Annotated in this window: 17 protein-coding genes; 7 read left to right on the top strand and 10 right to left on the bottom strand. The window is 66.2% G+C overall.

Features of this window, described 5'->3' with window-relative positions:
• Positions 1-42: 42 nt before the first annotated feature.
• The 4 genes from AC1RPL_RS19390 to AC1RPL_RS19375 all read right to left on the bottom strand — a co-directional run bounded on the left by AC1RPL_RS19390 (position 43) and on the right by AC1RPL_RS19375 (position 5,313).
• Positions 43-1,713, bottom strand: a complete 1,671-nt coding sequence (locus AC1RPL_RS19390) for an ATP-binding protein (protein ID WP_493071699.1) — start codon at positions 1,711-1,713, stop codon at positions 43-45.
• A gap of 67 nt (positions 1,714-1,780) precedes the next feature.
• Positions 1,781-2,503, bottom strand: a complete 723-nt coding sequence (locus AC1RPL_RS19385) for a TIGR02186 family protein (protein WP_493071820.1) — start codon at positions 2,501-2,503, stop codon at positions 1,781-1,783.
• 92 nt (positions 2,504-2,595) lie between these two features.
• The gene (locus AC1RPL_RS19380) at positions 2,596-3,510 is read right to left on the bottom strand and encodes a sulfite exporter TauE/SafE family protein (RefSeq protein WP_493071698.1); all 915 of its coding nucleotides are present in this window, start codon (positions 3,508-3,510) and stop codon (positions 2,596-2,598) included.
• A gap of 321 nt (positions 3,511-3,831) precedes the next feature.
• On the bottom strand, positions 3,832-5,313 hold the full coding sequence (locus tag AC1RPL_RS19375) for a M23 family metallopeptidase (RefSeq protein WP_493071696.1): 1,482 nt from the start codon (positions 5,311-5,313) through the stop codon (positions 3,832-3,834).
• Positions 5,314-5,566: 253 nt separating this feature from the next.
• Here AC1RPL_RS19375 and AC1RPL_RS19370 point away from each other — a divergent pair, with 253 nt between their 5' ends.
• The 6 genes from AC1RPL_RS19370 to AC1RPL_RS19345 all read left to right on the top strand — a co-directional run bounded on the left by AC1RPL_RS19370 (position 5,567) and on the right by AC1RPL_RS19345 (position 11,143).
• Positions 5,567-8,044: a helicase-related protein gene (locus tag AC1RPL_RS19370; RefSeq protein WP_493071694.1), complete on the top strand. Its 2,478-nt coding sequence runs from the start codon at positions 5,567-5,569 to the stop codon at positions 8,042-8,044.
• Entirely contained in the window at positions 8,037-8,339 is a 303-nt protein-coding gene (locus AC1RPL_RS19365) for a S4 domain-containing protein (RefSeq protein ID WP_493071693.1), read from the top strand. The genes AC1RPL_RS19370 and AC1RPL_RS19365 overlap by 8 nt, the downstream gene beginning before the upstream one ends.
• Positions 8,340-8,399: 60 nt before the next feature.
• Positions 8,400-8,738 (top strand): ferredoxin FdxA, encoded by a 339-nt coding sequence (gene fdxA / locus AC1RPL_RS19360; protein ID WP_493071691.1) that lies wholly within the window; start codon positions 8,400-8,402, stop codon positions 8,736-8,738.
• Between the two features lie 246 nt (positions 8,739-8,984).
• Positions 8,985-9,518: a CarD family transcriptional regulator gene (locus AC1RPL_RS19355; protein ID WP_348974039.1), complete on the top strand. Its 534-nt coding sequence runs from the start codon at positions 8,985-8,987 to the stop codon at positions 9,516-9,518.
• A gap of 133 nt (positions 9,519-9,651) precedes the next feature.
• Positions 9,652-10,383, top strand: a complete 732-nt coding sequence (locus AC1RPL_RS19350) for a head GIN domain-containing protein (RefSeq protein WP_493071689.1) — start codon at positions 9,652-9,654, stop codon at positions 10,381-10,383.
• A 52-nt stretch (positions 10,384-10,435) separates the two neighbouring features.
• Entirely contained in the window at positions 10,436-11,143 is a 708-nt protein-coding gene (locus AC1RPL_RS19345; RefSeq protein ID WP_493071687.1) for a GIN domain-containing protein, read from the top strand.
• On the opposite strand, the gene pdeM is transcribed toward AC1RPL_RS19345, so the two are convergent.
• The 6 genes from pdeM to AC1RPL_RS19315 form a co-directional block, all read right to left on the bottom strand.
• The gene (gene pdeM / locus AC1RPL_RS19340) at positions 11,140-11,802 is read right to left on the bottom strand and encodes a ligase-associated DNA damage response endonuclease PdeM (protein ID WP_493071685.1); all 663 of its coding nucleotides are present in this window, start codon (positions 11,800-11,802) and stop codon (positions 11,140-11,142) included. The two genes, AC1RPL_RS19345 and pdeM, sit on opposite strands and share 4 nt — an antisense overlap.
• Positions 11,803-11,833: 31 nt before the next feature.
• Positions 11,834-12,265, bottom strand: a complete 432-nt coding sequence (locus AC1RPL_RS19335; RefSeq protein WP_493071683.1) for a hypothetical protein — start codon at positions 12,263-12,265, stop codon at positions 11,834-11,836.
• A 42-nt stretch (positions 12,266-12,307) separates the two neighbouring features.
• Positions 12,308-13,705, bottom strand: coding sequence for a M20/M25/M40 family metallo-hydrolase (locus AC1RPL_RS19330; RefSeq protein WP_493071682.1), 1,398 nt, complete (start codon positions 13,703-13,705; stop codon positions 12,308-12,310).
• A gap of 423 nt (positions 13,706-14,128) precedes the next feature.
• Positions 14,129-15,256: an N-acetylglucosamine-6-phosphate deacetylase gene (gene nagA, locus AC1RPL_RS19325; RefSeq protein WP_493071818.1), complete on the bottom strand. Its 1,128-nt coding sequence runs from the start codon at positions 15,254-15,256 to the stop codon at positions 14,129-14,131.
• Positions 15,253-16,281 carry an SIS domain-containing protein gene (locus AC1RPL_RS19320; RefSeq protein WP_493071680.1) on the bottom strand — a complete coding sequence of 343 codons (1,029 nt, stop codon included), beginning with the start codon at positions 16,279-16,281 and terminating at the stop codon, positions 15,253-15,255. The genes nagA and AC1RPL_RS19320 overlap by 4 nt, the downstream gene beginning before the upstream one ends.
• 4 nt (positions 16,282-16,285) lie before the next feature.
• Positions 16,286-17,029: a GntR family transcriptional regulator gene (locus AC1RPL_RS19315; RefSeq protein ID WP_493071679.1), complete on the bottom strand. Its 744-nt coding sequence runs from the start codon at positions 17,027-17,029 to the stop codon at positions 16,286-16,288.
• 227 nt (positions 17,030-17,256) lie between these two features.
• Here AC1RPL_RS19315 and AC1RPL_RS19310 point away from each other — a divergent pair, with 227 nt between their 5' ends.
• Positions 17,257-19,950 carry a TonB-dependent receptor gene (locus AC1RPL_RS19310; RefSeq protein ID WP_493071678.1) on the top strand — a complete coding sequence of 898 codons (2,694 nt, stop codon included), beginning with the start codon at positions 17,257-17,259 and terminating at the stop codon, positions 19,948-19,950.
• Positions 19,951-20,067: the final 117 nt, after the last annotated feature.

The raw sequence follows: 20,067 nt of genomic DNA, 5'->3' as shown, positions 1-20,067 counted from the left end.
TTGGCGTGCAGATCATTTGCCCCGCGCGCGTTCGCGCGCAGATCATTTACCTTGTGCGCGCCAGCGCTTGATCGTGCGCTCGAGGATTTGCTCCTCGCCGCCGGTGTCGCGCCACAGTACCGAGAAGAGCGGATCGTCGGATGCCGGGCGCTTATTGTCCTCGAGGCTGTCGAACAGCAGGCGGATCGGCGTGGCGACGCCTTCGCCCACTGCGATGCATTCCCGATTCCGCAGCGCCGGGATCGAATCGAGGAAGCCGCGCGCGCCCTCGGGCATTGCCGCCTTCACGAATGCCTGGTCGCGCTCGTTATTGAGGCGCATCGACAGGATGGTGCCGCACTGGGAAAGCACGCCTTCGGCCAGATCGGACGGGCGCTGCGTGATCAGGCCGAGCGACACGCCGTATTTACGGCCTTCCTTGGCGATCCGGCTGAGGATCCGACCGACCGACGAATTATCGGCATTGCGCTCGTTGGGCACATAGCGGTGCGCTTCTTCGCAGACGAGCAGGATCGGCCGCTTGCTCTCGCCGCGCGACCAGATCGCGAAGTCGAATACCATGCGGCTGAGCACCGCGACCACCACCGAAGTGATTTCGCTGGGCACGCCCGACACGTCGATGATCGAGATCGGCTTGCCGTCGCCCGGCAGGCGGAAGACGCGCGACAGGAAGCCCGCCATCGTGTCCGCCACCAGCATGCCCGAGAACATGAACGCGTAGCGCGGATCCGACTTGATCTCGTCGATCTTGGAGCGGAGCCGCAGGTAAGGCGCCGTGTCGGTCGCCTTGTCCATCTTGCCCATTTCGAGCTGCAGGATCTGGGTCAGGTCCGAAAGCAGATAGGGGACGGGCGCATCGACGGTGAGCTTGCCGATCTCCTGCGCCAGCCGGTTCTTGCCCTTGGCGAGCAGGATGCACTTGGCGAGGATGTCCGCATCCACCTGCCGGTCCGAGCCGGAAGTGGTGAGGAACACTTCGCAATGCTCCTCGAAGTTCATCAGCCAGTACGGCATCTGCAGATTGGAGACGTCGTACAGCGCGCCGATCGTCTTGAACGCGCTGGCATATTCGCCGTGCGGATCGATCATCACGACATGGCCCTGCGGCGCCAGTTCGCAGATCCGGTGGAGGATCAGCGCGGCCGCGGTCGACTTGCCGGTGCCGGTCGAGCCGAGCAGCGCGAAATGCTTGCCGAGCATCGCGTCGACATAGAGCGCGGCGCGGATATCCTTGGTCGGATAGACATTGCCGATCTCGATATGCGCGCGGTCCTCGGCGGCGTAGATCTGCTTGAGGTCCGCGGTCGACACCGGGAACACCGGCGCGCCCGGGGTCGGATAGCGCGTCACGCCGCGCCGGAACTTGTAGAGCTTGCCGGTCAGCCGCTCCTCATCGCCTTCGCCCAGGAAGTCGATATAGGCGGCGATATGTTCGCCCTGGAGCTTCAGCGAGCGCACATTGGCGATCAGCCAGGTCGCGCCGACGCGCACCTTCACCTGGCTGCCGACCTGGCCGGCATTGGCGACGGTGGGATCGGCGCTGCCGGCGAGTGCGTGCAGTGCCGCCGGATCGATCAGCACCTGGCTCGTCGAGCCGGCGATCTCCAGCACCGCGCCAATCGGTTCGACCGCCGCGCGTGAGGGCAGGCCCTCGGAAGATGAAACTGACGGTGCTGCGCCTTCAAACCCGCGCGCACCAAATTGGCCGTCCATCGGCTGCTCCCCGTTAACGCTCCCAATTTGCCGATGGGAGGTAAATATTGGGTGAGTTTCGGTGCCTTTAGAACCGTTTCCAGATGAATCCGGCGCCCCAGCCGAACAGAATCGAGAGGGCGACGGCAAGGATACCGTAGATCACCGAATAGTGTTCGGCCGAGTGGGCGACGAAGCGCTCGAAGCCCGATTTGCGGATTTCGATGGTGCGGACCGCGGCGGCAAGCACCCGGCCGTCGCGAATCAGGAAGGTTTCCGCAGTGAAGCGGCCGATCGGCACGCGCGCCGGAATGGCGAGCCGGGCGCGATAGAGCACGCCATCGGTGATCTCCACGGCGCCCGGCGCTTCGTAATAGAGGCCGGCGCGGGCGCGCAAATCCTCCATCCCCTTGTCGAAGCGCGTCTGCACTTCGGGGGCGGCGCTGGACGCCGGCGAAAGCTGGAGGCTTTCCACGCCTAGTTCGTAGATGGCGCGGGTGCGCTCATCGACGATCTTCTCGATCGGGCGCGACGACGCGATCGCATAGAAGCTGGGCGCCGAGCGATAGCGCATCTTCTCGGCATTCACCCAGATGCCGGCGACCTTCTCCTTCTCGCGCACTTGCACCGATTGGGTCGGCCCCTTGACCACCACCACGATATCGGTCGGCTTCTCGCCCTGCTCGGGGGTGCGGCCACCGGGATAGATGATCGCGCCGAACAGCAGGAGCTCGGCGCCGGTGAACGAATAGGCGATCTCGATGTCGCGCTGCGAGACGTCGGGAACGAGCGTCGGCTTGGCCTGGCCCATCAGCAGAGGCGCCAGCAGGATGAGCAGAGCGTTTCTGCTTGCGGTGCCGGTGCCGCCCTTCCGCGCAGCGGAAGCCCAAAGAATCAGCCGCTTCACAGCAATTCGACCGAATAGATCTCGTCTGGCTGCCAGGCGAGGCCGAGCAGCATGCGGACGGCGACGAGCAGCACGATCACCGCCAGGATCAGCCGCAGATATTCCGCCTTCACCTTCATCGCGAAGCGCGCGCCCATCTGCGCGCCGACGACCGAGCCCAACAGCAGCAGCGCGGCCAGGACGATGTCGACGGCCTTAGTGGTAGTGGCGTGGACCATCGTCGCCGCGGCGGTGACGAACAGGATCTGGAACAGCGACGTGCCCACGACCACCTGCGTGCCCATGCCGAGCAGGTAGAGCATCGCCGGCACCAGGATGAACCCGCCGCCGACGCCGAGCAGCACGGTCAGGATGCCGGTGAACACGCCGAGCAGCAAAGGCGCGAGCGGCGAGATGTAGAGCCCTGAGGAATAGAAGCGCCACCTGAGCGGCAGCATCGCGACCAGCGGATGGTGGCGGCGCTTGCGCGGGCGCGGCGGCCTGGCACCGCGGGTCACCCGGATCGCCTGCACCGATTCGTGCAGCATCAGTCCGCCGATCGATCCGAGCATCAGCACATAGAGCACGCCGATCACTACGTCGATCTGGCCGCTCTTCTGGAGCAGCGTGAACAACACTGCGCCGATCAGGCTGCCGATGATGCCGCCAAAGACGAGCACCACGCCCATATGGATGTCGACTCCGCCGCGGCGGAAATGGGCGAGCACGCCCGAGACGCTGGCACCGGTCACCTGGCTGGCGGCCGATGCGGCGGCGACGGTCGGCGGGATGCCGTAGAAGATCAGGAGCGGCGTGGTGAGGAAGCCGCCGCCGACGCCGAACATGCCGGAAAGCAGCCCGACACCGAAGCCCAGGGCGACGATGACGAGCGCGTTGACGGACAAATTGGCGATCGGGAGGTAGAGATCCATCTTGCTGCAGCGATACCGCGTTTGCGGTGCAGTGCAAAAGCCGATCTCCGCCCGCGAGGCTCCGCCCGCTTGCAATGTAGGATTTCGCCTGCTTGGCTCACTTCGCCGGACTTCTGGTCCGGCCGCTCTTTGCCTTGTTGGAAAGATAGGAGATCTCGCGCGCAAGGAAGTTGCGAGATGCGCCGCGTCAGCGGGAATTGTGTCAATTCAAGCGCGTCGAAAAACCGCTTTGGGCATGTACTTCGTGAACTTTGGCGAGTCGCTCGGCGAAGCGCCGTAGGACGGGGGTTGGTGGCCGGCATTCGCGGAATGCCGACCGTCTCAGTCCTCGGCGTCCTTCACTGCGCCGTGCCCGACCGGCACCGAGAGCAGCCGGTTGACCTGCGCCTTGAACTCGCCAAGGTCGCCGCCGGTCAGCTGTTGGGTGCTGGTGAACGACACCGAGCGCGGGTTCACCGCGACGCCGTTCTTGTAGAGCTCATAGTGGAGGTGCGGGCCGGTCGACAGGCCTTCATTGCCGATCGCGCCGATCCGCTGGCCGCGGCGCACGCGCTCGCCACTGCGCACATAGATGCGGCTGAGATGGCCATAGCCGGTGCCATAGGGGCCGCCATGGTTGATGCGGATCAGATTGCCATAGCCGCTGCTGCGCCCGGCGAACTGGACCACGCCGTCGCTCGCGGCGAACACCGGCGAGCCCCAGGGCGCGGCTATGTCCACGCCCTTGTGCATGCGGACATAGCCGAGGATCGGGTGGCGGCGCATGCCGAAGCCCGACGAGAAGCGGCCATTTGCCGGCATCGCCATCGAGCCGGTGCTGCTGCCCTTGCCGGCGCCGTCGAACCAGGTGGTCTTGCCGCCCTGCTCGAACGGCGCGAGCGTCACATCGTTCGAGCAACCGGTGACGCGCGCCAGCATCAGATTGCCGAGCTGCACTTCGCCGGTCTCGGCACGCGCCTGGCCCAGGATGATGTCGAACTGGCAGTGCGAGCTGAGCCGCGAGACGGGCATGCGGCTGGCGAGCGTGCGGATATAGGATTCCACCGCCTTGGCCGGCGCGCCGGCGGCGCGGGCCGAGCGGTAGAGCGACGAGCCGATCGTGCCCTGGATGCGCAGCGGCGTCTTGTCGATCGCGATCGGGATCGCGCGCATCGACAGCACGCTGCCGGTGCGGACGAATTCGACGCGCTGGTCGAACCGGGTGCGTATATCGAGCTTCTCGAGCGGGCGCGGCTGCGACTTGTCGACGCGGCGGCCCAGCGTATATTCGGCCATCGTGTTCGACTGGATCTCGTCCAGCGCCACGGCCTTGGTGATCATGCTGCTTACAGCGGTGGCGTCGGTCTTGCCGATGCCCGAGCGCAGCAGCGTCGAGAGCAAGGAGCCGCCCGAGGCCAGCTTGGTGGTGCCTTCGAGGATCGGCCGCTCCGGCGTGTCGGTCAGCGGTGTGACGAGGCCGGTCGCGGCGACGCGGACGCCGGTGCCGCCGCCCATGCCGAGCGGCTTGATCGCCTGCGCCTGGGTCGCGTCCCATTCGGCGCCGGAGAGCGGTGCGGGGACCGAGCCATAGATCGGATTCTCGAAGCCCGGTGCGAGCAGCAGCGCAGCGGCGATGAGGCCGACACAGGTCGCGGCACCGCGATACCAGGTCAGCGAGCCGATGCGCGATCCCAGGTCTGGTGCGAATTCGAAATCGGCGAAACGCTCGCTCAGGCGGGCGGAAAGACCCTGCGCAGGCGCAGTGACGCGCGCAGGTGCTGCGCCGCCGCCAAGGCTCTCTCCATGGTCACTACGCAAATACAAGGCGCAACGCCCCCCAAAAGGTCGTCGATGTCGTGCCGTAAACCCCCGGCTACCGACTAGATCACTGTGGAAGGCAGGACTTAAAGTCAAATTAAGTACCCTGTCTGGGGCCGAATCGTGCGGCGAGTTGTGCCACCTCGCCGATGAAGCGAGGCTTTCAGCATATTCGGTAGTAATTCCAACATGGTTAAGGCGAATCGCCAATGCAGGGGAGTTGCTTAAGGGGCGACTCGGAACGATCTTGGACAGTGCAATGAGTCGTTTCGCGCGTTCAGAGATCACCGCGGTGCTGGGGCCCACCAACACCGGCAAGACGCACCTGGCAGTGGAGCGGATGGCGGGTCATGCCAGCGGCATGATCGGCTTCCCGCTGCGCCTGCTGGCGCGCGAAGTCTATGATCGCGTCGTCCGGATGAAGGGCAGGGCCGACGAAGTCGCGCTGATCACCGGCGAGGAGAAGATCCTGCCGCCGAAGGCGCGCTGGTTCTTGTGCACTACCGAATCGATGCCGCTCGAGCGTGAAGTGGCGTTCGTCGGGCTCGACGAGGCGCAGCTGGGGGCGGATCCCGAGCGCGGGCATGTCTTCACCGATCGGCTGCTGCGCGCGCGGGGCTTTGCGGAGACGATGATCCTCGGCTCGGATTCGCTCAAACCCATGCTCAAGGCGCTGGTGCCCGAAGCCGAGGTTATCGGCCGGCCGCGCTTCTCGACGCTCAGCTATGCCGGCGCCAAGAAGCTCTCCCGCCTGCCCAGGCGAAGCGCGATCGTCGCGTTCAGTGCCGAGGAAGTCTATGCCGTGGCCGAGGCGCTGCGCCGGCTGCGCGGTGGCGCGGCGGTGGTGATGGGCGCGCTATCCCCGCGCACCCGCAACGCCCAGGTCGAGATGTTCCAGGCTGGCGAAGTCGATTATCTCGTTGCCACCGATGCGATCGGCATGGGGCTGAACATGGACGTGCACCATGTCGCCTTCGCCTCGCTCAACAAGTTCGACGGCCGCCGCCAGCGCCGGCTGACCGTCGCCGAGATGGCGCAGATCGCCGGCCGCGCCGGACGCCATCAGAAGGACGGCAGCTTCGGCGCGCTGCACGAGCAGGGCCCCAATGCCTTCACGCCCGAGGAAGTGCTTGCGATCGAGGCGCACCGGGTGCCGCCGCTCGAAAAGCTCTATTGGCGCGAAGGCGAACCCGATTTCGACAGCGTCGAGGCGCTGATCGCCAGCCTGGAAGCCAAGCCGCACCACGAAGCCCTGCGCGCCGCGCTCGAAGCGGTGGACCTGGCCGTGCTCAAGCGGCTGTCCGAAGAGGATTGGGTGCGCGACCGCGTCCGCTCGCCAGCGATGGTCCAGCGGCTATGGGGGGCGTGCGGCCTGCCCGATTTCCGCAAGCTCGGCGCCGAGCCGCACAGCCGCTTCGTCGGCAGGCTGTTCGGCCATCTCTCCGAAGCACGCGGGCATGTGCCGCACACCTGGTTCGCCGACGAGATCGCGCGGCTCGACAATATGGGCGGCGATGTCGAGACGCTGGCCGGACGCATCGCCGCCGCGCGCAGCTGGGCCTATATCGCCCACCGCGCCGATTGGCTGGAGGACCCGATCCACTGGGCCGAGCGTACGCGGGCCATCGAGGAGAAGCTGTCCGACGCGCTCCACGCCAGCCTGACCCAGCGCTTCGTCGACAAGCGCACCACCGTGCTGCTCCGCCAGATCGGCGCCGATGCCTCGAACCTGCCGGTGACGATCGGGCCGGAAGGCGAAGTCAGCGTCGAGGAATATCCGCTGGGCACGCTTCAGGGGTTCCACTTCACCGTCGCGCCCGAGGCGCGTGCGGGAGACAAGCGTATGCTGCTCGCGGCGGCGGAGAAAAGGCTTGGGAGCGAGTACCGGAAGCGCGGCCAGGCATTGATCGAAGCCGCGGATGGGGAACTCCGGCTTTCTGCGGGGAAGATGGAATGGCGCGGTTCCGCCATTGCCGATCTCAAGCCGGGACCGAACATTGCTCGTCCCCGCATCGCTATGGATCGCTCGCTGGACGTTCTCGATCCCCAAGCGAAAGCCGCCATTCAAAGCCGCCTCGAACGCTGGTTCGCGGATCAGATCGGCACGCGCCTCACCGTGCTCGGCAAGCTCGATGAAGTGGCGCGCGATCCGCAGGCTGGCTCACCGCTGCGCGCGCTCGCCAATGCGCTGCTCGAAGCGGGTGGCCTGTTGCCGCGCCGTGCGGCTGCCGCCCTGATCGAAGCGCTCGATGGGCAGGCCCGTCACCGGCTGCGCCAGATCGGCGTCACCATCGGCACGCTCGATCTCTTCGCCCCCGCTTTGCTCAAACCGACCGCCGCGCGCTGGCGGCGCGAGTTGATGGGTCTGCCCGATGCCCCGGCAGAAGGTGCCACCGTGCTGCCGCGCGCCGCTCCCGGCGCCGACCTGCCCTATGGCTATCGCCCGCTCGGTGCCCAGGCCGTGCGCCTCGACTTGGTCGAGCGGATCGCCCGTGCCGCGCATGATGCACGCCAAGGAAGAAAGCCCTTCGCCCCCGATCCCGCGCTCGCCACCTCGATAGGGCTCACCGCCGAGACCCTGGCACGATTGATGGCGCAGCTGGGTTTCCGCACCGCGCGCGGCGCGGAAGGCCAGCCACAGCGCTGGATCTGGCAGGGCCTAGTGGCACCGCCCAAGCCCAAGGCGCCGCCGCGCGACAATGCGTTCGCGGTGCTCGCGGAGCTGAAGCATGGCTGAGGGCGCGACGATGCGGGTCGATCGGTTCCTCTGGTGGTCGCGCCTCGCCGCCACCCGCTCGGCCGCGCAGGGGATTGCGGAGAAGGGCACGCTGCGCATCGACGGCCGCCGCGTCGAGCGCAGCTCCGCTTCGGTGCGCGTGGGCTGCGTCATCGCCTTCCCGCTCTATGGCAAGGTGCGTGTCGTACGGGTCGAGCAGCTACCGGCGCGGCGGGGTCCGCCGGCCGAGGGAAGGGCCTGTTATCAGGACCTCAGCATCGCTGAGAACGTCTCGCAGGAAGCGCCATTTGATTGACGTCTGGAATCGACGGGCATAGCAGGACGGTCACGTTTCCGATCCAAGAGGCCAGTTTCCATGACCTATGTCGTCACCGACGCCTGCATCCGGTGCAAGTACATGGACTGCGTCGAAGTCTGTCCGGTCGACTGCTTCTACGAGGGCGAGAACATGCTCGTCATCAATCCGAGCGAGTGCATCGATTGCGGCGTATGCGAGCCGGAATGCCCGGCCGAGGCGATCCTGCCGGATACCGAGAACGGCCTCGAGAAGTGGCTGGAGCTCAACCGCAATTATTCGGAATCCTGGCCGAACATCACGCAGAAGGGCGATGTGCCCGCCGATGCCGATGCGATGAAGGACGTTGAAGGCAAGTTCGACAAATTCTTCTCCGCCGAGCCGGGATCGGGCAGCTAGGCTTACCCGATTTGGCGGTTAAGACCGCGTAATCCGCATGAACCTGCGGAAAACTGCATTTTTGCACAGCCAAATGGTGACGTTTGGCTGGTAATTTTATTGCAAGCGTGTTAAATGGGCGCCGACGGAGGAAGACTGCCCTCCGCCCGGAGAAACAAAAAGAAGTCGCCCCGACCAGCCCGCCCTGCATTCCGCCAGGGTGGACACCGCCCCGTCGGGGCCGGTTACACGAAAGGTTCCTCGCACATGGCTGCAAAGGCGCTGTCCTTCGACGTCGGCGATTATGTCGTTTACCCCAAGCACGGCGTTGGCCGTGTCATCGAGCTCCAGAAATCTGAAATCGCGGGGATGCAGCTCGAGCTTTACGTGCTGCGTTTCGAAAAAGAGAAGATGACTCTCCGCGTTCCCACCAACAAGGCGGAAAGCGTGGGCATGCGCAAGCTCTCGAGCGACAAGACGCTCAGGGAAGCGCTCGACACGCTCAAGGGCAAGCCCAAGGTGAAGCGCACCATGTGGTCGCGCCGCGCCCAGGAATATGAGGCGAAGATCAATTCGGGCGACCTGGTGTCGATCGCCGAAGTGGTCCGCGACCTGTTCCGTGCCGACGATCAGCCCGAGCAGAGCTATTCGGAGCGCCAGATCTTCGAAGCGGCCGCAAGCCGCCTCGCCCGCGAGCTCGCGGCGATGGAAGAGATCGACGAGCCGGCCGCGCTCGAGAAGATCCTCGACATCCTGCGCAAGGCAGCGGTGACCTGGAACAAGGACAAGGTTCCGGCCTGACGCGCGCACGCGCGTGAGCGTTGCGACTTTTGTGACTTTCCAAGGATAGGGGCGGCCTTGAAAACCGCCCCTTTTCCTTGTCTGATCGATAGTGTATTGGTTTAGCAACACACATAGTCTCGGGAGAAGTTTGATGCGCGTTGCCCTGATCGGCCTGGTCCTTGTGCCGGCCCTGGCCATCTCCGGCTGCCACGCCAGCTGGGAAAAGGACGGCAACACCGTTCCGCCGAGCGGTGCCGGCACCACCCGCAATTTCGCCGCCAGCGGCTTCACCAAGGTGGATCTGCGCGGCCCGGACGATGTGGAGGTGAAGAATGGCGCCCAGTTCGCAGTCACCGCCGAAGGCGATGCGGCGACGCTCGACAAGCTCGAGATCCAGGTGGTCGACGGCACGCTGCGCGTCGGTCGCAAGGACGAGAAGGGCTTTTCGATGTCGAGCGATCACGGCATGAAGATCCATGTCACGCTGCCCAGCCTCACCGCCGCCAGCGTCAGCGGCTCGGGCAACATGACCGTCGACAAGGCGCAGGGCGACTTCAGCGGCGCCATCGCGGGTTCGGGCAATCTCAGCATCGCCTCGCTCACCGCCACCGATGCCGACCTGTCTATCGCCGGCTCGGGCGATCTCGACGTCGCGGGCAGCGGCGGCAAGCTCTCGGTGTCGATCGCCGGCTCGGGTGATGTCGATGCGAGCAAGTACAGCGCGACCGGTGCGGATGTCTCGATCGCTGGCTCGGGCAGCCTGAAGGGCGTGGTGAAGGGCGAGGCCTCGGTTTCGCTGATCGGTTCGGGCGATGTCGAGCTCACCGGCGGCGCCAAGTGCAGCGTCCATTCGCTAGGCTCGGGCGAGGCGCGCTGCTCCTGATCTCGCGTGCCCCTGATCTTGCATAGGGGCTGAAGCCGGGCGAGGGTGGGCCATGCACCGGCTCACTCTCGCCCCGTTCCTGCTTCTCGTCGGTGCCGCGGCGCCGGGCGACGAGCGCGTTGTGATGGTCACCGGCTTCGATCGGCTCCGCGTCGACGGGCCGTTCGCGGTCGAAGTCGTGCCGGGATCGCCCGGCGTGAGGATCGGCGGCGACCGCGCCGTGATCGATCGGGTGGGGGTCCGCGTCGAGGCGGGGACGCTAGTCCTCAACACCGGCACCGAAGGCTGGCAATCGGCCGGGGGCAAGGCCGCGAGCGGCGCGCGCATCCGCGTCTCGGTGCCGGGGCTGCGCGTGGTGCAGACCAACGGCGGCACGCTGCTCAGGATCGCCGAGCTCAAGGACAGTCGGATCGACATCGCACTCAATGGCGAGGGTCGGATCGACGTCGGCAAGGTCGATACGCAGGATCTGAGCGTGACCATGGCGGGGGCGGGGGTGGTCGCGTTGGCCGGCAGCGCGCTCCATCTGCGCGTTCGGCTCTACGGGGCGAGCAGCCTCGACGCGGGCGGGCTCACCAGCGCCGATGCTGTGCTCGTATCGGGAAGCAGCGGCGCGCTGACCGTCGGCGTGCGCTACAATGCACAGGTCAGCGCCACTTCAAGCGGCGCTGTGCGGGTGATCGGCAACGGCAAGTGCAAGGTGATCGGACAGGGTCCGGTCGAGTGCGCCAATATCGAGGACCGCAAGGCCGACGACTAGGCAGCGAGCGGGAAGCGCAGCAGCCGGTCCTCAAGTGCGACCAATGCCTGGGCGCTGCGGCCGACGGCGCGGACGATCTCCGGGTGATGCGCATCGAGCCCTCCGGTGAGCGCACCGAAGGCGGGCAGGATCAGCTTGGTCGGCGAGGCGACGAAGCAGCGCCGCGCCACTTGCCGCCCGCGGATGCGCAGGCGCAGCTTGGGATGGAAATGGCCCGACAACTCGGGGCGCGGATCGCCGGGCTCGGCTTCGTGGCGCAGGATCAGGCCATCGACTTCGGCTTCCTCCAGGATCGTGCCGCCGCAATGATCGACCAGCAGGCTGTCATGGTTGCCGGTGATCCAGCGCCAGTCGAGCCGGGTGGTGAGGTCGGTGAGCAGCGCGCGGGCGTCCGCCGGCAGCCGCTCGCAGCCTTTCGAATCGTGGAAGCTGTCGCCCAGGCACCAGAGCTCGCGGGCCTGGGTCCGCGTTGCCAACGCTTCCACCGCGTGCAGCGTCGCGATCGAATCATAGGGCGGCAGCATCTGGCCGCGCTGGGCAAACCAGCTGCCCTTCTCGAAATGCAGGTCGGCGACGAGCAGCGCCCGGCGCGCCGGCCAGTAGAGCGCCCCCTCGGGCAGCGCCATCAACTCGTGGCCGGCGAACGAAAGGGGAACCATGGTGTCGCTATCGATCCTTCGGCCGGTGCCGTCAACAGCGCAGCATCGGCACCTCGCGACCCTGATAGGTGATCGTGCCGTGATCCTGGTCGATGCGCTCGACCGTGTAGTTGCGCGTCTCGGCCGGTTCGACCTTCTCGGCGCCGTCGCTCGCCGCGCTGTCATAGCGCTCGCGGATCGTCTCGGTGATGGTGTTGCCGGCCAGCGCCCAGCCGCCCATCTCGCCGCTGTTGTCCAGGCTGCCATCGGCGCCGTAATGGGCGATGAAGTCGCTCGCACAGCTTGCCTCGAACGACCAGTTGCCGACCAGCCAATCGTGAAGCGGCGCGTTGGCCGCGACCGGCGCGGAGGCGGTAGGCTCGCTCGCCTCGGCCTTCTGCACAGGCTTTGCAGCATCCGGCTTGCACGCCGCGAGCGCGACGCCGGCCAGCATCAGTGCAAGATATCGCGCCCCGTTCCCCATGGCCCCGAACCTACCGCAAGCCGGCGATCCGGGCCAGTGGGATCAGGCGGGCACCTTCGCCATCTCACCGAGCTTCGCCAGGATTCGCACCCAGGAGCGGATGCCCTTGTGGAAGCTCTTGAGGTCGTACTTCTCATTGGGCGAATGGATATTGTCGTCAGTCAGCGCGAAGCCGACCAGCACCGTGTCCATGCCCAGGATCCTCGAGATCGAGGTGACGACGGGAATGCCGCCGCCACAGCCGATCAGCGCCGCCTTGCCCCATTCGGCGTCGAGCGCCGCGCGGGTGGCTTCGAGCGGCGGACTGTCGCTGGAGACGGTCACCGCCGGGCTGCCGGGGCCGCGGCCGGTGAATTCGACCGAACAATCGCTGGGCAGGCGCGAGCGGACATGCTCTTCGAACGCCGTCCAGACCTGATCAGGGTTCTGCGTGCCGACCAGGCGGAAGCTCACTTTTGCGTGGGCTTCTGCGGGGATCACCGTCTTGAAGCCCTCGCCGGTATAGCCGCCCCAGATGCCGTTGATCTCGGCGGTCGGCCGCGACCAGACCTGCTCGAGCACGTCATGGCCCTTCTCGCCGGCTGGCACGCTCAGGCCGATCTCGCCCAGGAACTCCGAGGCGTCGAAGCCGAGCGCGTCCCAGCTCTTGCGGACTTCCGGCGTCACCTCGGGCACGCCGTCATAGAAGCCGTCGAGCGTCACCCGGCCATCGGCGTCCTTAATCTCGCCGAGGATCGAGCAGAGCAGCTGGATCGGATTGCGCGCCGCGCCGCCATAAAGGCCCGAATGCAAGTCGCGCGACGCCGCGCGGATCGTCACCTGGCCGGCGGCCATGCCGCGCAGGCCGATGGTGAGGCCTGGCGTCTCGGTGTCCCACATCAGCGTGTCGCAGATCAGCGCGAAATCGGCCTTCAGCTCCTCGGCATTGGCGTGGAGGAAGGGCTCGAGACTCTTCGAGCCCGATTCTTCCTCGCCTTCGAACAATATGGTGACCTTGCAGGGCAGGCGCCCTTCGGTCTCCTTCCAGGCACGGCAGGCCTCGACGAAGGTGCGCAGCTGGCCCTTGTCGTCCGAGGCGCCACGGCCGACGATCTGCTTCGCACCATCGGCGCGCGTCTCGATCACCGGATCGAAGGGATCGCGCTTCCACAGATTGAGCGGATCGACCGGTTGCACGTCGTAATGGCCGTAGAACAGGATGTGCGGGCCATCCCCGTCATGATGCGCGACCACCATCGGATGGCCGGGCGTCGGCGCGACGCGGGCAGTGAAGCCCAAGCCGTTCAGCTCGTCGGAGAGCAAAGTCGCGGCATGCTGGCACTGCTCGGCATAGGCCGGGTCGGTGGAGACCGAGGGGACGCGCATCAGCGCGAAGAGTCGGTCCAGGCTATCGTCGAGATGCGCCTCGACATAGTCGAGCTGCTTGGTGGAGTCGGTCATGCGGAAGCGCTACGCCTGTGGGCAAAGCGGGGCAAGCCGGTGCGGTGAAGCCCCGGGGCCAGGCAGCGATTCGCAGCCGATTCGGATAGGTCGAGGGCCGCGGAAGTTTACGAAACATACGCTACGGGGAGCCTGTTTTCCCCTCTCACGCGCGTTTCCGCGGGTGCGATAGATGGGGAAAAGAAGGACGGCTTGCATCCACCAGTTTGGAGCAGGCGAAATCCTACATTGCAAGCCGCGGTTCATTGCCCTTCCCATCGCATCCCCGCGAAGGCGGGGATCCAGAGCCAAGAGCTGCGCGTGCGCGGGGCGCTTTGGCCGTTCCGGAATCCCAATGCGCGAATGCTGCGATTTCCCGAACTACCCTGGATCCCGCCTTCGCGGGGATGACGAAATACTGTCGGCGCGCTTTGGGCTTAGCCTCTAAGCCCCGCCGATCCAGGTCGCGCTGACCTCTCCCGCATCGTCGAGCAGCACCAGGTCTGCGGCCATGCCCGTGGCGATGCGGCCATGCGTGTCGGCGAGGCCGATCAGCGTAGCGGGGCTGGCGCTGGCCATTTCGACTGCAGTGGCGAGATCGACGCCGAGCATTTCGACGGTGTTGCGCACCGCCGCCGCCATATCGAGATGCGATCCGGCGAGCGTGCCGTCGTCGCTGCGGCAGGCGCCGTCCCTCACGGTGATGTGGCGGCCCTGGAGCATGAAATCGCCCGCGTCCGATCCGACCGAAGGCATCGCATCGGTCACCAGCATGAAGCCGCTCGCCGGCTTGCAACGCAGCGCGAGACGCAACGTCGCCGGATTCACATGATGGCCATCGACGATGATGCCGCAGACCAGTTCGCCGGAGTCGAGCGAGGCGCCGACCATGCCGGGCTCGCGCGAGCCGAGCGGCGACATCGCGTTGAACAGATGGGTGACGCCGCGCATGCCGGCGGCCACCGCCGCCTTGGCCTGGTCGTAGCGGGCATTGGTGTGCCCTGCCGCGACGATCACGCCGGCGGCGACGAGCTGCTCGATGTCCGAGATCGCCACGCGCTCGGGGGCAAGCGTCACCAGCGTGCGGCCGCGCTGGAGGCCGGTCAGCGCCGTGATGCCCTCGGCATCGAGCGGGCGGATCTTGTCGGCGGAATGGATGCCCTTGCGGTCGACGTTGAGGAACGGGCCCTCGATATGGATGCCGAGCACACCGGGCACGCCCGCTTCGATCGCCGCATCGACCGCGATGACCGCACGGCGGACCACTTCGATATCGTCGCTGATCAGCGTCGGCAGGAAGCCGGTGGTGCCGAAGCGGCGATGCGCGGCGCCGATCGCGGCGATGCCTTCGACCGTGGGTTCATCGTTGAACAGCACGCCGCCGCCGCCATTGACCTGGGTGTCGATGAAGCCTGGGACGAGCGTGCCGGCGAGATGCCGCATCGCGGCATCGGCGGGAATCGCATCGGCCGGCACCACGCCGGCGATGCGCGCGCCATCGATCAGCACGGCGACGCCGGTTTGCAGCGCGCCGTCCACCAGCGCGCGAGTCGGAATCAGCGCCTGCATCAGATCGTCTCGGTCACCTTGGCGAGCGACGGCGGCCGATCGGGATCGAAGCCGCGCGCGATCGAGAGCGCGTTGGCGGCGCGGTAGAATGCCTGGATCTGCAGGATCGGCTCGATTGCCGGGCCGGCCGCAGGATGGGGAAGGTGGATCGCGCCCGGCACATGCCCGCCGCTCACCAGCACGTCGCCGCCGCGCGCCAGCACATCGGCGACCAGTTCGTCGACGCCATCCGCGGTGGCATCGTCCTGGCGGAAGACGAGCAGCGGGAAGTCCGGACCGACCAGCGCCATCGGACCGTGGCGGACCTCGGCGGCGCTGAACGCCTCGGCATGAAGCCCGCAGGTCTCCTTGAACTTGAGCGCGGCTTCCTGTGCCACGCCGAAGCCCATGCCGCGGCCGATCACATAGAGCCCGCGCGCATCGTGCAGCCGCTCGACCAAGGGCGACCAGTCGGCGGCCCAGGCAGTCTCCAGCAGATCGGGCAGCGCGGCGATCCCGCTTTTCAGCGCATCGTCATTCGCCCATTCGCCGACCAGGTGGAGCTGGGCAGCGAGGGCGGCGATGTACGACTTGGTCGCGGCGACGCTGACCTCGGCGCCGGCCTGGAGCGGGACGAGCGTGTCCGATTCCAGGGCAAGCGGCGATGTCTCGACATTGACCATCGCCACGGTGCGCGCGCCGCTTTCCTTGGCCGCGCGCATCGCCGCCAGGATGTCGGGGCTCTTGCCCGATTGCGAGATGCCGAGCGCGAGCATGTCCGAATAATCGGTTTCGACACCGTAGACGGAGGCAACCGAGGGCGAGACCGAAGTGGTCAGCAGCTCCAGCCGCGTCTCGATCAGATAGCGGCCGAAGGTGGCGGCATGGTCCGAACTGCCGCGCGCGCAGGTGAGCACGCCGCGGGGACGGCGCGCGCGGAGGTCTGCGCCCAATTCGCGTACCACTTGCGCATTTTGGTCCAGCTGGCGGCGGACGGCCGCGCCGGCCTCGCCCGCTTCGGCGAACATCTTGGTGGTTTCGGGGTTCATCGGCTCAGCCCCGCATGTCGAGTTCGGCGACGAAGTCATAGGCGTCGCCGCGATACCAGCTGGTGGTCGCTTCGATCACCCGCCCATCGGCCAGGAAGCCGCGGCGCTCTATGTAGAGGACCGGCGCGCCGACCTCTACGCCCAGCAAGGCGGCACGTTCGGCATCGCATAGCGCGGCGCGCAGCCGCTGGAGCGCACGCACCGGGCGGTTGCCGGTGGCTTCGAGCGCGGCATAAAGCGACGAATCGACGTCCTCGAGCTCGGACAGGCCGAAGCCCGGGATGATCGCGAATTCGACCGCCATCGGCACGCCGTCGGCATAGCGGATGCGGTGGAAGCGATAGACCGCAGTGCCCGGGCTCAGGCCGAAGGTCAGCGATTCCTCGCCGGTCACCACGCCGGCCTCACGGATCAGCCATTCGCTGCGCACGGTGCGGCCGCGCGAGGCCATGTCTTCGGAAAAGGAGGAGAGCTTGGCGAACTGCTTCTCGACGCGGCCCGCCACGAAGGTGCCGGCGCCGTGGCGGCGGACCAGCAGGCCTTCGTCCACCAGCTTGTCGATCGCCTTGCGCAGGGTGATTCGCGAGACGGAGAGATCGGCGGCCAGGTCGCGCTCGGCGGGGAGCGCTTCGTTGGGCTTGAGCACATTGTCGCGCAGCGCCTCGCGCAACGCGGTCTCGAGCTGCCGGTAAAGCGGCCCCCTGCCTGCTCCTTCGAGCGGCCTGATCTTTTGCGCCAGCAGCGGCATCGGTTCCCCTAATCGGTCGGCTGTGTGCCTGATGCAACACTAGTACCAATAACAGACCACACGCCAGCGAAAAATTACACCGGTCTGTAATGTAGCTGTAAGAATCTGTCTTGACGACCTCTGCCCAGTGGGGAATGGTACAGATATTGGTATGCGACTGGTCTGCCAGTGCCATACCACAATGAATCATAAGTACGTTCAGAACCATCTGACCAAGGGGATGAGACATGGGGATCCGGGGATTTCTTATCGGCACGGCCAGTGCCATGGCGCTGCTCAGCGGCACCGCGCATGCACAAGACACCACGCCGCCGGCGCAGGATGACGGCGAGATCGTCGTCACCGGCTTCCGCGCATCGCTCGCCCAGTCGATCGATGCCAAGCGCAAGGCCGATGCGATCATCGACTCGGTCTCGGCCGAAGATGTCGGCAAGTTTCCCAACACCAACGTCGCGGAAGCGCTGACGCTGGTTCCGGGCGTCACCGTCGACCGTGCGTTCGGCCAGGGCGAGAAGGTCTCGATCCTCGGCACCGATCCGGCACTGAACCGCACGCTGCTGAACGGCCAGACGGTCGCCTCGGCCGACTGGTTCATCCTCGACAATCCGGGCCGCACCTTCAACTACGCGCTGCTCGCGCCGCAGCTCGTCAACCGCGTCGACGTCTACAAGTCGCCCGAGCCGCGCATCGACGAAGGCTCGATCGGCGGCACCGTCAACGTGCTGACCCGCAAGCCGCTCGACCTCAAGCCGCTCGTGGTCGCCGGTTCGCTCGGCTATCTCTACAATGACCGTTCCGAGAAGGGCGACGTGCAGGGCGCCGCGCTGGTCAGCTGGCACAATGACAGCAAGACCTTCGGCATCCTCGCCTCGTTCCAGCGCAGCAAGGACCAGCTGCGCCGCGACGGCCTGGAAAGCTATGGCACGATCACCGCGAATTTCTGGGCCGGCGCGAACGATGCCAACACCAGCTCGCTCGCGGCGCCTGCGGTTCCGGCCGCCGGCCGTACCTATACGGGTCTCTGCACCGCCACCTGCGCCACCACGCTGGCGGCGAACCCTAACGCCAAGTTCCCGAACGCGTTCGGCACCTCCTATTTCGCGCAGGACCGCGAGCGGCTGACCTATTCGGCGACGGCGCAGTGGAAGCCGGTCGACGAGCTGACGATCACCGCCGACTGGCTGCGCATCGATGCGACCTATGACAATCTCAACCAGTCGATGTACGCCTTCCCGGGCAATGTCTGGAACAGCGCCGGCCGGCTCACCGGGCTGACCGTGCAGGACGGCATCGTCAAGTCGGCGACCTTCAACAACGCGCTGTCGGTGCTCGACGCGCAGTACCGCGTCGCCGAGATGCACTCGCAGACCTTCCATGGCCAGGTCGGCTGGGACGATGTGAACTGGGACCTGAATGTCGAAGGCGGCGTGTCCGACGCGGACGGCGGCACCAAGAAGCAGGTGTTCCTCGAGTTCCTCAACTGGGCGAACTACACCGTCGACATCAGCGGCGCGCCCGACAAGCCCGGCACGATCAGCTATACCAGCAACGTGCTCGGCAACCCGGCGGCCTTCGTCACCGACTCGGGCTGGAGCGGCAACCTCGTCAACAAGCCGACCACCGACAAGGAGCGCTATGGCCAGGCCGATTTCGGCCTGAAGTTCGACGGCGTGCTGAAGCGCATCCAGCTCGGCTACAAATATCGCCAGCACGAGACCGGCCAGCAATATGAAGGCGTCGCGCTTGCGGGTGCCAATGGCTTCACCCAGCCGGCGAGCATCTTCGACACGCGCACCGTCGCCGACAACTACCTGTCGGGCTTCGACGGCATCAACGACCAGATGGCCGGCCGCTTCATCATCAACGGCGACTCGATGGTGAACTATGTGCAGGGCCGTCCGAACCTGCCGACTCCGTCCAAGTTCGCCGCGGCGGAGTTCACCGCGGGCAATTGGGACATCAAGGAGAAGATCCACGCCTTCTATGCCCAGGCGAATTTCGACGCCGGCGGCTTCCGCGGCAATTTCGGCGTGCGCTACGTCCACACCGCGACTGACAGCGCGGGCTATGTCTGCAAGCCGGGCGCGACCTGCACGGCCCAGACCGACTGGGTATGGCAGACGACCAAGAGCAGCTATGACAATGTCCTGCCGAGCGTGAACATCATCGCCGATGTGAAGAAGGACCTGATCTTCCGCTTCGCCGCGGCCCAGGTGATCGCCCGCCCGAACTATGCCGACGAGACCAATTATTTCTGGCTCTCCGACCAGATCCTCACCGGCGGCGGCGGCAATCCGGACTTGAAGCCCTACAAGTCGAACAACTTCAACGCGTCGCTCGAATGGTATCTGGCGCCCCGCGCGATCCTGTCGGCCGAAGTGTTCTACAAGGACATCAGCAACTACATCCTGACGCAGACCGCGCCGGAGCAGCACTTCAACACGTCGCAGAACATGGTGACGACCTATCAGATCGCCCGTCCGTTCAATGCGGGTTCGGCCGAGGTGAAGGGCTTCGCCATCGCCTATCAGCAGAGCCTGCCCTTCGGCCTCGGCATCCTCGCCAACTACACCTATTCGGACGGCTCGGCGAACAACGGTGCCGACCTGCCCTACAACTCGCGGCACCAGGCAAGCCTGAGCCCGTTCTTCGAGACCGGCCCGGTGGCGCTGCGCGCGACCTATACCTGGCGCTCGAAGTACTTCACCGGCATCGACCGCGGCGATCAGATGTATGTCCGCGACGCCGCCAATGTGGACGTCTCGGCGACCTGGAACTTCACCAAGGAAATCGGGCTCACGCTTTCGGGCATGAACCTGACCGACAGCCAATATTACGCATACGCCAACACGCAGCAGCTGCCGCGCGGCGTTTACAAGAGCGGCCGCAAGGCGCTGGCGACCGTGAACGTCAACTTCTGATCTCCAACCTGGTGTAGTGCACTGGGGCGGCGGATGGACGAGCAATCGCACCAGCCGCCGCCCCTTTTTCTTGTCTGCCCTTTTTCTTGTCTGCAGCGCATGCCTGCACTGCATGCC

It is taken from the genome of Sphingomonas sp. GW821-FHT12D09, assembly GCF_058807215.1.
This window is presented reverse-complemented; position numbering and strand designations above follow the sequence as displayed.

Coding starts and splice junctions, on each gene's coding strand:
- AC1RPL_RS19310 (WP_493071678.1), top strand. CDS start 17,257: ATGGGGATCCGGGGATTTCTTATCGGCACGGCCAGTGCCATGGCGCTG.
- fdxA (WP_493071691.1), top strand. CDS start 8,400: ATGACCTATGTCGTCACCGACGCCTGCATCCGGTGCAAGTACATGGAC.
- AC1RPL_RS19355 (WP_348974039.1), top strand. CDS start 8,985: ATGGCTGCAAAGGCGCTGTCCTTCGACGTCGGCGATTATGTCGTTTAC.
- AC1RPL_RS19350 (WP_493071689.1), top strand. CDS start 9,652: ATGCGCGTTGCCCTGATCGGCCTGGTCCTTGTGCCGGCCCTGGCCATC.
- AC1RPL_RS19370 (WP_493071694.1), top strand. CDS start 5,567: ATGAGTCGTTTCGCGCGTTCAGAGATCACCGCGGTGCTGGGGCCCACC.
- pdeM (WP_493071685.1), bottom strand. CDS start 11,802: ATGGTTCCCCTTTCGTTCGCCGGCCACGAGTTGATGGCGCTGCCCGAG.
- AC1RPL_RS19315 (WP_493071679.1), bottom strand. CDS start 17,029: ATGCCGCTGCTGGCGCAAAAGATCAGGCCGCTCGAAGGAGCAGGCAGG.
- AC1RPL_RS19335 (WP_493071683.1), bottom strand. CDS start 12,265: ATGGGGAACGGGGCGCGATATCTTGCACTGATGCTGGCCGGCGTCGCG.
- AC1RPL_RS19365 (WP_493071693.1), top strand. CDS start 8,037: ATGGCTGAGGGCGCGACGATGCGGGTCGATCGGTTCCTCTGGTGGTCG.
- AC1RPL_RS19380 (WP_493071698.1), bottom strand. CDS start 3,510: ATGGATCTCTACCTCCCGATCGCCAATTTGTCCGTCAACGCGCTCGTC.
- AC1RPL_RS19345 (WP_493071687.1), top strand. CDS start 10,436: ATGCACCGGCTCACTCTCGCCCCGTTCCTGCTTCTCGTCGGTGCCGCG.
- AC1RPL_RS19385 (WP_493071820.1), bottom strand. CDS start 2,503: ATGGGCCAGGCCAAGCCGACGCTCGTTCCCGACGTCTCGCAGCGCGAC.
- AC1RPL_RS19330 (WP_493071682.1), bottom strand. CDS start 13,705: ATGACCGACTCCACCAAGCAGCTCGACTATGTCGAGGCGCATCTCGAC.
- AC1RPL_RS19320 (WP_493071680.1), bottom strand. CDS start 16,281: ATGAACCCCGAAACCACCAAGATGTTCGCCGAAGCGGGCGAGGCCGGC.
- AC1RPL_RS19390 (WP_493071699.1), bottom strand. CDS start 1,713: ATGGACGGCCAATTTGGTGCGCGCGGGTTTGAAGGCGCAGCACCGTCA.